The following is an 11,540-nucleotide window of genomic DNA, read 5'->3' as shown; positions in this document are numbered from 1 at the left end:
GGTTTAGATTGATCCACATATTGCCAGTTAGGTAAGTGGTCTGCCCATGGGCCGTACAGCAAGCCAGACTGTTTTAAGATATGGAAATTCTCACCGTTAACCCACAGCAGATCGACCGAGCCTTTTTGATCTCTGCCTGCTCTCTTTTCCGCCTGAATACGCGTAATAGCTTCACTGATATCCGCCGTTTTGACATGAATAACATCAATGCCATAGCGCTGTTTTACCTCTTTGGCTGCCCATTGCAGATAAGCATTGGTATTTTCATTACCGCCCCATGCATTGAAGTAGAGTGTTTGCCCTCTGGCTTGTTGCTCGAGTGCTGCCCACTCATTGGTATTGGCGGCATAACTAATGTGGGAAGAAAGCAAACCAGAGATAAGCCACAGCGTGGTTAAACAGCAAAAGCGGGTAAACATGGTTTATCATCCTTGAGGGAAAATCAGTCTTTAGGTCTTAAGCGTTCAGTATGGCAGTTCCCTGCTAACGGCGTTATACGCTACATCAACATACACGACAAACGGGCATAGATTATGGCGCTGGTTTGGCACGCTTACTTATACACCGTTTTATGAATACCGGAAAAATACCGATAAGCAGCAAAGAGATCAGAATAACGGGCGATAAAATATCCGCAGGGTGGCGAATTTGGCTTAGTTGAGTACCGGCATTCACATAAATCAGTGCGGCTGGCAGCATTCCTAACTGACTAACCCAGTAATAGGTACGGCTACGTATCTGCGTCAGCCCCATTAAAATATTCACCAAGAAAAATGGAAACAGGGGGATTAAGCGCAGCGTGAGTAAATACAACAACCCCTCTTTGGCTAATCCAGCATTAATGGTTTGTAAACGTGCCGGAAAACGCCGCTCTACGCTCTCTTTCAGGCAATAGCGGGAAACCCAAAACGCTAGGGTTGCCCCGATACTTGAGGCAAAAGAGACCAACAGTACCCCCAGTGGCAAGCCAAACAGCGCACCGGTTGCCAGCGTCATAATGGTTGCGCCGGGCAAAGAGAGCGTAACAACAGCAATATACAGAATAAAGATAACCAGCCATGCCTGACGAGGGGCTGCATCGCGCCAGAGTAACAGTGCGGTATAGCGCTCTTGAAGGTGTTCGAGCGTCAAAATGTGCTGTAGCCCAAAGATAAAATAGAGCGAAATCAGCCCAATGAGTAATGCACCCAGCCCCAGTTTTCGGTACATGGTGATCAGTTCCTTGCGTGCATAAAGTCACGGTATTACAGCACAAAAAAGATAAAACAGAGCGAAAACACAAAAGTATGGGATAGAGCAAAAATGTAAGCAAGGGGATAAAACGAAAGAGGATTTACAGTGACTACGAAGATAAAAAGCGAAGAGATAAGAAAAAAATAGACCCGAAGTGGCGGAGGAGGTGAGATTCGAACTCACGAACGCTTTCGCGTCGCCGGTTTTCAAGACCGGTGCCTTCAACCGCTCGGCCACTCCTCCACTCGGGTGATGCGCACTATAGAGATCTGCTTTGCCAATGTAAACCCCCTGCAAAACTGAATGCGCATATTTTCAACATTCCGCGCATTTTGTCGGCACTTTTACCCGAGTTTGCGTTCAAAATGTTCAGACGTGCAGACTTGAACTTCGTCACACAAGCCCATATATAGGAAACACAAGCTACAATAATCCGTTATGATACCGGAACAAAAACAATATTCAGGCCGCTACAGTAGAGATATCTGCGTAACGTGCTTTTTGCTGTGTACATTTCTCACAACATAACGTTATTTTTTGATTGATAAATAAGGATAAGACCATGGAACCTATCGTTATCACACAACGTGAAACGAGTCTGCTGAGCACGCATAAGGTGTTGCGAAATACCTATTTCCTGCTCGGCTTAACACTCGCATTCTCCGCGGCCATTGCCACAACCAGTATGCTGATGGGCTGGCCTCGTCCGGGCTTTCTGTTAACGCTGGTCGGTTTTTATGGCCTGCTATTTATGACTGAACGCTATGCCAACAGTGCTAAAGGGCTGATTGCCGTTTTTGCGCTGACTGGTTTTATGGGTTACACCCTTGGCCCATTGCTCGGTGCTTTTCTTAAAGCCGGTGCTGGTGATGTCATTCTGACTGCACTTGGCGGTACCGCATTAGTCTTTTTCAGCTGTTCGGCATATGTGCTGACGACCCGTAAAAATATGTCTTTTATGGGCGGCATGCTGACCGCAGGCGCAATTGCACTGTTAATCCTGATGGTGGCGGGGATCTTCTTACAGATGCCGGCAATGAATCTGGCTATCAGCGCACTGTTTGTTCTGTTCTCGTCCGGCATGATTTTGTTTGAAACCAGCAATATTATTCATGGTGGCGAAACCAACTATATCCGTGCAACAGTCAGCCTGTATGTCTCGTTATATAACCTGTTTATCAGCCTGCTGAGCATTCTAGGTATCATGCGCGACGAGTAATCGCCTGTAACGCGGTATATGCGTGATAACGTGATAAGTAATATAATTGGCATTCAGCCGAGTATTGCTGCGTATTAACATCAAACCCTGCTTTAGCAGGGTTTTTTTACTCAATAACCCGATTAAGTAAGAAGCAGAAAATCCATGTTGGAATATCAAGGCCATCAGATTGAAACTGATGCGAAAGGTTATCTAAAAAACAGTCAAGATTGGCATGAAGCGTTAGCTGACCTGATAGCGCAAGGCGAAGGGATCACCTTATCGCCAGCGCACTGGGAAGTGGTACGTTTTGTGCGCGAGTTTTACCAAGAGTACAACACCTCACCGGCCATCCGTATGCTGGTAAAAGCGATGGCGCAAAAATACGGGGAAGAGAAGGGTAACAGCCGCTATTTATACAAACTGTTTCCGGAAGGCCCAGCCAAGCAAGCCACCAAAATTGCCGGTTTACCCAAGCCGGTAAAATGTATCTGATGTAGTTATTCTGTTATCGAATCTAATCATACAGTCTGCCGGAAATTGCGTTGATTGAGCATGAATAGCCCAGTTAACGTACGTCAAATTCTGTTAGCTCACAAAAAGGCACTTCTTCAGCCATTAAACACTCTACATTGGCTGAACGGGGGCCTTCACTGAGCCAGTTAATCAGAGTGTTAATTGCCAGCTCATCACCACAGGCTAAAACCTCGACTCGGCCATCACTCAGATTGCGGGCATAGCCTTTCAAACCGAGTTTTTGGGCCTGTTGCTGGGTAAAATAGCGAAACCCCACCCCCTGAACATGGCCTGCGATACAGATTTTCATACTGATCTTACTCATACATGATCCCTCCCCGAGGATGATAGGCTGTCATGGTTGCAGAGAATGATAAAGCTGCTGTCAGAACCCTATTTGTCACAGGTATACAGAGTAAGCGCTGTTCATATTTTAACCTTACTCATCGCAAAGTATAGTCAATTACTATGGGCATCGAACCATAAATTATCGGGATAACGGCAGATAGCCAGTCAGGTTGATTGCATTTATGCAGTGGCTCACCGAAAATAGCGCCCTATTTTGATCAGCTCTTGAGCACATAAATTATGTCTGCACGTGTAATACTGGCAAAAGGCCGCGAAAAATCGCTGCTACGTCGTCATCCTTGGATCTTTTCAGGCGCTATTGAGCGCGTGGAGGGAAAACCACTTTCCGGTGAAACCGTTGATGTGTGTGATAAAGGTGGCCACTTTCTGGCGCGTGCCGCATGGTCTGCTGATTCACAAATTCGTGCCCGTGTGTGGACATTTGATAGCAATGAAGAGATCGATCAGGCCTTTTTTGTCCGCAAACTCAAGCAAGCGCAAGCATGGCGCAATGTGGTTGCCGCACGTGATGATCTGACCGGTTATCGCTTGATCGCCGCCGAGTCAGATGGTTTACCGGGGATCACCATTGATCGCTACGATAATTATCTGGTGCTGCAACTGCTCTCTGCTGGCGCAGATTTCCATCGCCTGACGTTAATCAATGCGCTGCGTGAATGCTTCCCTGAGTGCAACATCTATGAGCGCTCTGATGTTGCCGTGCGTAAAAAAGAGGGGCTGGCTGAAACTACCGGTGTACTGTTTGGAGAAGAGCCACCTAAGCATCTACCTATTCGTGAAAACGGTGTGCAGATTATGGTCGATATTAAAGGCGGCCATAAAACCGGTTTTTATCTTGATCAGCGTGAAAGCCGTTTATCTGCTAGCCGTTATGTGGCTGGAAAGCGTGTATTAAACTGTTTTTGTTACACCGGTGCATTTGGTCTGTTTGCACTAAAAGGTGGCTGTGACAGCGTCGTGAACGTTGATATCTCTCAGCCCGCACTTGATATTGCTCGTCAAAACGCAGAGCTTAATGGTTTTGATATGAGTAAAGCCGAGTTTGTTCGTGCTGACGTGTTCAAATTACTGCGTGAATACCGTGATAAAGGCGAGAAATTTGACGTTATTATCATGGATCCGCCGAAATTTGTTGAAAACAAAAGTCAGTTGGCCGGTGGTTGTCGTGGTTATAAAGACATCAATATGCTAGCAATGCAGCTGTTGAACCCTGAGGGGATGCTGCTGAGTTACTCCTGTTCTGGTCTGATGGAGTCTGGTCTGTTCCAGAAAATTCTGGCCGATGCTGCGCTCGATGCCAAACGTGAAGTGCAGTTTGTAGATTACTTCTCACAGGCTGCTGATCATCCTGTTATCAGCACCTATCCAGAGGGTTTGTACCTCAAAGGATTTGCTTGCCGTGTGATTTAAAATGCCGCAAATTTACATGTATAGTCTACGATAAATCTCTACTCAACAGGGTGCAAAAGTGCCCTGTTGCAGCCGCCTCTCATTAGCCTTTAATGGTTGAAAAAAGCATAATATTTGTTCGTTACGCTTGATATTTTGCAGTTAACCCCCCAGATTGAGAGAAAGAGTCGCAGATTATCGAGGAGGGCATCATGATTGCCGTAAAATTTAAACCCGGACAGCAAGTTCGCCATAGAATGCTGGGCTTTCTTGGGGTTATTCTTGATGTCGATGCGAATTATTCACTGCAAGAGCCAACACCGGCAGAGATGGGGATCGATGAAGCCTTGTGCAGTGGGCCTTGGTATCATGTGTTGATGCAAAATGAGGCCGGTGAGCAGGTGCATACCTATATTGCCGAAGTTCAGTTGGATCAGGAAACCCTACCCTTGCATCCGGATCAGCCGGATATGGATGACATCGCCGAGGCGATTCAGGAGCAGCTAGCGCTGCCACGTACGTTGCATTAAGTTTATTATTGCCGCGTATATCTTGTTTTTCTGCGGTGGCGAGCACAAACGCTGTGCTCGCCACCTATTGTATTTTAGCTCATCAACTGCGCTGTTTTACCACGTTATGAGCTGATTCTAGACGGATTGAAATCAAGCGCTGGCTCGGTATTAATGTTTGGCATCAATGCTCTGTATCAAGGCTCGGTGTTGCCAAATCAAGGCGTGGTAACTCAATTTTCGGACAACGATCCATCACCACCTGCAACCCCGCAGCAGCCGCCAGTGTTGCCGCCTCTTCATTGATGATCCCCAGTTGTAGCCATAACGTTTTTGCGTTAATCGCGATAGCCTCTTGTGCAATGGCATAAGCTGCATCGGCGCTGCGGAACACATCAACCATATCAACCGATTCACTGATCTCACTCAAACTCGCTTGCACGGTTTGGCCCAAAATCGTCTTTCCAGCCAGACTTGGATTTACGGGAATAACCCGATAACCCTGCTGCAAAAGGTAGTCCATTACCCGATAACTTGGCCGTTCAGGTTTATCGCTGGCACCGACCAATGCAATAGTGCGGGTTGCCTGTAATATCTGTTTGATACTCTGATCGTTCATCGCAAACTCCTGTTATGAATGGGGGAACTGAGTTGATCTGTATCACAGCGTTATATCTGTCTCAGGAAGTGATTGCAAAGTGTTGTATGATTCGGCATCTTTTTATTCAGTTTTTGATAAGAAATGGCATCCGTGTATGCCCTGAATATTGTCGCTATTGCCGTTAACAGTACGACACCCAGTCAATAATAGGAGATTCACATGAAATTGCGCCATCTTTACGCTGGGATGCTGGCGTTATCCTGTTCAGCGCCCTTGCTGGCTGCCAGCCTGAGTGTATCGAATGACATTGAACTACTGATGGTCGATGGTAATAAAGTGTCGAGCAGCCTGTTAAAGTCAACAAACCATGTTGAACTGCCAAACAGCACCAGTCAGATACTGTTTCGTGTGGAAAAAATTGTCCGTTCAGGCTCTGATCAGACACTGTTTACCTCGTCACCTATTATCGTCTCTTTTGAGACAACCGCTGATCAGAAAGTATCAATAGCATTACCGCGTTTAGATACTGACAGTGAAGGGAAGCGCTTTAATCAGGCTCTGAACTTTCGTTTAGTGGATCAGGCTGGAAAAAATATTCCGTATAAATCGGATGTACTGAGTGTTGATGGTTTGATGTCATCACGCAATATGCAAGACGCACTGGCAACATACAACCATTCGAGTGCTGCAGCGGCATTGGTTGATTTAGCGCCAGCTATGGCTGCTACATTAACGGTACCGGTTGTTGCTGGGGCTGCACCTGCGGCATCGCCAACACAAGCGGTGAGCCAGCAAACAGTTACTTTAAAGGGTGAGAACGTATCAGAGCAGATGTTGCAGTATTGGTTTCAGCAGGCAGATACCAAAACACAGCAACGTTTTATGCGCTGGGCGCAGAGTAATGCACGTAAGTAAGCGTTATCCGCCGTTGCTTTTTAATCTTTAGAGGTGTGAAAGCGAACAGGTGCTGTTTTGGTTGTATAAACGCACCTGTTCGTAAAAAACACCCATCCCAAAAAGGAATCTGTTATGCATACTACAACCCGAATTATGCCTGCCCGCAAGCAAGTGGCACTGGTTGCCCATGATCACTGCAAAGAGGCGTTGTTACGCTGGGTAAATGAAAATATAGAGAAACTACGCGGCCACGATCTGTATGCTACCGGTACAACGGGGGCGATGATCTCACGTGCCACCGGATTATCGATCAATAGTCTGCTCAGTGGCCCGATGGGGGGAGATCAGCAATTGGGCGCGTATATCTCTGAAGGAAAAATTGATGTGCTGTTTTTCTTTTGGGATCCGCTGAATGCTGTACCACATGATCCGGATGTAAAAGCGTTGCTGCGTATCTCTGCGGTCTGGAATATTCCGATTGCAACGAACCGTGCCAGTGCCAATTTTTTGGTTAATTCAGCCCTGTTTTCTGAAGAAGTTAGCATTGAGATCCCCGATTACCCGCGCTATCTGCGTGAGCGTTTAGGCTGATTTTTATCCGCTAAAATACAACTTGTCAGCAGTTCAGAGAGAAGATCCTGCCGTTTTACACAAAAAAACGTTAAAATCAGTACAGCTATGGCCTTTTACCTTGAGGAACGCCCTGATGATGGCGACTGTACTGAATATTTTTAACTTTGTGATGGGTGGGTTTCTCACCACATTGGGCTGGCTGCTGGCAACACTCTTAAGCATTGTTTGCATTGTGACTTTGCCGCTTACCCGCTCTTGTTGGGAAATCACCAAAATGTCGTTAGTGCCTTACGGTAACGATGTGGTGAAGGTCGACGATTTGGAAAACCGCAGTAATGGCCTTCTGGCTGCCGGTGGTTTTATCCTGAATATTATCTGGTTTGTGATGGCCGGCTGGTGGCTGTGTATTGTGCATATCATGGTAGGTATCGCGCAGTGCATCACCATTATTGGTATTCCGGTTGGTATCGCGCATTTTAAATTGGCTGTTGTTGCCCTTTGGCCAGTGGGCCGCCGTGTTGTGCCCAATGAAATTGCCCGCCAGATCCGCGCTGAAAAAGCCAATATCACGTTAGATCGTTATCGCCGTTAATCAGTCAGGAATGTTGTAGTGCCGTTTGTAGGTTCATTATCCCGATTGCGTCATCTGTTCAATAACAGCCGAGTTTTATACTGCACGCAAATTTTTGTGGCGCTAAGTGGTGCGGCTCTTTTCCCGTGGCTGATGGGTGATGTGCTCTCAACCATTCCGGTGACACTTGGGGTAGTGGCGGCAGCGCTGACTGATTTGGATGACAGGTTAACCGGCCGGTTGCGTAATATCCTGATTACGTTGATCTGTTTTTTGGTGGCCTCGGTCTCTATTGAATTACTGTTTCCGTACCCGTGGCTGTTTGCTTTGGGGCTGTTGCTCTCTTCATTTAGTTTTATCATGCTAGGAGCGATTGGCCAGCGTTATGCCACTATTGCATTTGGCGCTCTGCTGATTGCTATTTACACTATGCTGGGCATTTCACTGTACGATAACTGGTATCAGCAACCGGCAATGCTACTGGCTGGTGCGCTCTGGTATAGCGTAATTTCACTGCTTGGTTACGTGTTACGCCCTGTACGTCCGGTACAGGAAAATATGGCGGCCTGTTACGAACAACTGGCCCGTTATCTGGATGCAAAAAGTGCATTTTTTGATCCCGATGAGGCAGATCGTTACGATGAGCTGCAAATCAGTGTCGCGTTGAGTAACAGTGCGCTGGTCAGTACACTGAATAAAACCAAATTATCACTGTTTGCCCGTTTGAAAGGTGATCGCGGCCAGCGCAGTACACGCCGGTTATTGCGTTATTACTTTGTGGCACAGGATATCCATGAACGTGCTAGCTCTACGCATAATCAATATCATGCCTTGGCGCAGCGTTTTCGCCACTCTGATGTGCTGTTTCGCTTCCAACGTCTGCTGATGCTACAAGCGAAAGCTTGCCGGCAATTGGCTCAGGCGATCATTGAAGGGAATGAGTATCACCATGATTTTCGTTTTGAGCGGGCGTTCTCACTGTTAAACAGTGCATTAGAGCGGCATCAACCCGAAAAACAAGAAGACAAGCGCTTACTGGCATCACTGAGTTTTGTTTTGCGCAACTTGCAGGCTATTGACTGGCAATTATCCCATATCAATTCCGATAAAATGATCGGTTTACCACAGGACAATACGCTGGCGGATGATGGGCTGCACAGTTTTTCTGATATTTGGCGGCGTATCCGCGATCAGCTCACGCCAGGCTCTGCGCTATTTCGGCATGCGGTGAGAATGTCATTAGTCTTGTGTGCTGGGTATGCATTGATCATGGCATTCAATATGGAGCGCGGCTACTGGATTTTGCTTACCAGCTTGTTTGTTTGCCAGCCAAACTACAGTGCTACACAGCTACGGTTACGCCAGCGGGTGCTAGGTACATTAGCCGGTATTATTGCTGGTTTGCCACTGCTCTATATTATTCCCTCGTTACAGGGGCAGTTGCTGCTGATTGTACTGCTGGGCGTACTTTTTTTCGCTTTTCGTACTGTACAATATGGCTATGCCACCGCATTTATTACCATGCTGGTTCTGTTCTGCTTTAATCTGATGGGAGCAGGATTTGATGTGGCGATCCCCAGAATCACCGATACATTCATCGGCTGTGCTATTGCATGGTTGGCGGTGACTTATATCTGGCCTGATTGGCGTTATCGCCGTTTGCCACGGGTAATACAGCACGCAATTGACAGTAATGCGCAGTATTTAACCGAAATTATTGCCCAGTATCAGCAGGGAAAAGATGACAGTTTACGCTATCGCGTTGCGCGCCGTGCCGCGCACAATGCTGATGCTGATTTAGCATCAGTGATCTCGAATATGACCACTGAGCCGCTGAAATCTCGTCTGATCTTAGATGAGAGTTTTCGGGTTCTATGCTTAAATCATGCCATGCTGGGCTATATTTCTGCACTGGGTGCACACCGCAGTAAACTTCCGGAAAATGCTGATGCCCGTGCGTTGCTTAAAAATGTGACTCAGCATATTTTATCGCAACTGCACATTATGTCGGCTCAATTGCAAGAGTCATCTGCTTGTGTTGATGTGAATAATACACATCTTTTTGCGCAATCATTATTAGAGCAAGATTTGCAGGATAATGATGCTCGGTTTGTTTTACAGCAGTTAGGGCTGATTAACCGAATGCTTGATGAGCTTAATTCACTGACTCAAAAAATCACCTGCCGTTATCGGGAAAGTAAATAATAGAGAGTCTCTATCTTGTCTTTGATCTGCAGATATTTAACGCTGACTTCTTTTTTTGAGATAGAGATTAAAAAGCATCAGCATAGGCAGATAGATCATAAAACCGGTTAGTACACCTAAAAACCGATAGATACCATAGTGATCATTCATAAATGATGCGGAGTTATGTACACATACCATTAATAAACCTACTGAAAATTGAGTGCCGATATACGATGATTCGGCACTACTGTCTTGCACCACTTTCCCGATAGCCGTTCCAATAAGTGTTAGTACCATCAATAATAAATAGGAAGAAAAGTAGACACTGATTATATTAAATATAATGCCAATTGATGCGCCTAATAAACAACCTATGGCTCGATAATACAGTTTTGTTATGGTTGCGGCAGGCAGGTTTGCTGATGTTACCGTACGTGGTTGGTTAGATACCGCTAAAATCGTCACCGCTGCTTGAATAAACATAGCACTGTGGGTAAACAGTGTGGTGATAGGCGTTAGACTAATAGATAATCCCGCAAGTAATGAAAACGGAATATAGTTTGCTTTTTGAGTATTTTCGGTTTGCATTCCGATCGGTATATCTATTTTTGATTCACTCGTCATGGTTGTGGATGATATTTTATTTCGTTTAAATATCGAGCAAATAAGACCACTGATAATAATGGTAGATATTGAGCCTATCGTAACATCGCTTGCGCGCATGATGCCGATTTGAGTGATGTTTTGTGCCGGATAGATAAACGCGTATCCTACAATTAGCGTAAAGGTTAAACCAAAGAATAATATGGCATAATTATATTCATTCGAGGCTGTGTTCGTACAATATGCCGTAATGCAGTTTACAATAAAAAACAGACTGCAAACGGTGATTAATGACAACTCATTTTGAAAAAACAATGCGAATAACGTTCCGCTTATCCCACCGAGTAAAGTGCCGAGTATCCGCAACACACCACGTTTAAAGGTCTGGATAAACAGAGGCCGCATAACAACATAAGCACTAAATGCTGCCCATGTTGCGTATTCAAATTTCAATGCATGAGCAAGCGAAATAGCAAGTGCTACAGCCAATACTGAAGCGGCCACATCAACAGTGGAGATTTTTTTGATCTCAAAATGCGGCATGAGCTGTTTGATTTTTTGTATCATGTTACAAAACGTATTATTCATGCTGGCAAGGTGTAGGGATTAGTGCGGCTAAAAATCTCTTTATGTAGCATTGCATAGTCAAATTCTCTCTGCAATGAAATGAGTAATTCAGTATGTATCTAATGTGTAGAAAATGAAAGTATAGGATCTTGTAGTGTCCAACTTTACTTGGCCACTACATAACTAGAGTTTTGAGGCGTGATGAATGTCTATATTTCCTACCTGATTACGTAAAATGCAATTTGGCACCACGTTATATCTCTCCAAGATCCTGTAATACAGCAGCCCTTGAGTCTCTCCCGGCTTGATAGTCTTTTTTGTTTTTAG

12 protein-coding genes, 1 tRNA gene and 1 pseudogene are annotated in these 11,540 nt (G+C 45.6%); 8 read left to right on the top strand and 6 right to left on the bottom strand.

Annotated features, from left to right (window positions below):
• The 3 genes and pseudogenes from ACRC27_RS13650 to ACRC27_RS13640 form a co-directional block, all read right to left on the bottom strand.
• Window positions 1-419: pseudogene (locus ACRC27_RS13650) on the bottom strand (ABC transporter substrate-binding protein); the annotation flags it as partial.
• Between the two features lie 112 nt (window positions 420-531).
• Entirely contained in the window at window positions 532-1,209 is a 678-nt protein-coding gene (locus tag ACRC27_RS13645; RefSeq protein WP_438631281.1) for a TVP38/TMEM64 family protein, read from the bottom strand.
• A 179-nt stretch (window positions 1,210-1,388) separates the two neighbouring features.
• Window positions 1,389-1,476, bottom strand: a tRNA-Ser gene (locus tag ACRC27_RS13640).
• Between the two features lie 319 nt (window positions 1,477-1,795).
• On the opposite strand from ACRC27_RS13640, the gene ACRC27_RS13635 reads away from it, so the two are divergent.
• Both ACRC27_RS13635 and tusE read left to right on the top strand, forming a co-directional pair.
• Window positions 1,796-2,452 carry a Bax inhibitor-1 family protein gene (locus ACRC27_RS13635; protein WP_438622071.1) on the top strand — a complete coding sequence of 219 codons (657 nt, stop codon included), beginning with the start codon at window positions 1,796-1,798 and terminating at the stop codon, window positions 2,450-2,452.
• 144 nt (window positions 2,453-2,596) lie between these two features.
• Window positions 2,597-2,926 (top strand): sulfurtransferase TusE, encoded by a 330-nt coding sequence (gene tusE, locus ACRC27_RS13630; protein ID WP_438631283.1) that lies wholly within the window; start codon window positions 2,597-2,599, stop codon window positions 2,924-2,926.
• 73 nt (window positions 2,927-2,999) lie between these two features.
• Here the strand turns inward: tusE and yccX are convergent, their stop codons facing one another.
• The gene (gene yccX / locus ACRC27_RS13625; RefSeq protein ID WP_438622069.1) at window positions 3,000-3,272 is read right to left on the bottom strand and encodes an acylphosphatase; all 273 of its coding nucleotides are present in this window, start codon (window positions 3,270-3,272) and stop codon (window positions 3,000-3,002) included.
• Between the two features lie 263 nt (window positions 3,273-3,535).
• Between yccX and ACRC27_RS13620 the strand changes: the two genes are divergently transcribed.
• Complete coding sequence (locus ACRC27_RS13620) at window positions 3,536-4,726, top strand: class I SAM-dependent methyltransferase (protein ID WP_438622068.1); 1,191 nt, start codon at window positions 3,536-3,538, stop codon at window positions 4,724-4,726.
• Between the two features lie 191 nt (window positions 4,727-4,917).
• Window positions 4,918-5,235 (top strand): heat shock protein HspQ, encoded by a 318-nt coding sequence (gene hspQ / locus ACRC27_RS13615; protein WP_438622067.1) that lies wholly within the window; start codon window positions 4,918-4,920, stop codon window positions 5,233-5,235.
• Between the two features lie 163 nt (window positions 5,236-5,398).
• On the opposite strand, the gene ACRC27_RS13610 is transcribed toward hspQ, so the two are convergent.
• Entirely contained in the window at window positions 5,399-5,833 is a 435-nt protein-coding gene (locus ACRC27_RS13610) for a CoA-binding protein (RefSeq protein ID WP_438631285.1), read from the bottom strand.
• A 201-nt stretch (window positions 5,834-6,034) separates the two neighbouring features.
• Here ACRC27_RS13610 and ACRC27_RS13605 point away from each other — a divergent pair, with 201 nt between their 5' ends.
• The 4 genes from ACRC27_RS13605 (at window position 6,035) to yccS (ending at window position 10,061) form a co-directional block, all read left to right on the top strand.
• A complete protein-coding gene (locus ACRC27_RS13605) occupies window positions 6,035-6,730 on the top strand; it encodes a DUF2057 family protein (protein WP_438622065.1) in 696 nt (231 codons plus the stop codon).
• A gap of 114 nt (window positions 6,731-6,844) precedes the next feature.
• Window positions 6,845-7,303, top strand: coding sequence for a methylglyoxal synthase (locus tag ACRC27_RS13600; protein WP_438622064.1), 459 nt, complete (start codon window positions 6,845-6,847; stop codon window positions 7,301-7,303).
• Between the two features lie 118 nt (window positions 7,304-7,421).
• Window positions 7,422-7,877, top strand: a complete 456-nt coding sequence (locus tag ACRC27_RS13595; protein WP_438622116.1) for a YccF domain-containing protein — start codon at window positions 7,422-7,424, stop codon at window positions 7,875-7,877.
• A gap of 18 nt (window positions 7,878-7,895) precedes the next feature.
• The gene (gene yccS / locus ACRC27_RS13590; RefSeq protein WP_438622063.1) at window positions 7,896-10,061 is read left to right on the top strand and encodes a YccS family putative transporter; all 2,166 of its coding nucleotides are present in this window, start codon (window positions 7,896-7,898) and stop codon (window positions 10,059-10,061) included.
• 36 nt (window positions 10,062-10,097) lie between these two features.
• Here the strand turns inward: yccS and ACRC27_RS13585 are convergent, their stop codons facing one another.
• Window positions 10,098-11,213, bottom strand: coding sequence for an FUSC family protein (locus ACRC27_RS13585; protein WP_438640128.1), 1,116 nt, complete (start codon window positions 11,211-11,213; stop codon window positions 10,098-10,100).
• Window positions 11,214-11,540: the final 327 nt, after the last annotated feature.

It is taken from the genome of Plesiomonas sp., from assembly GCF_051650925.1.
GTDB lineage: Bacteria > Pseudomonadota > Gammaproteobacteria > Enterobacterales > CAMTGL01 > Plesiomonas.
This window is presented reverse-complemented; position numbering and strand designations above follow the sequence as displayed.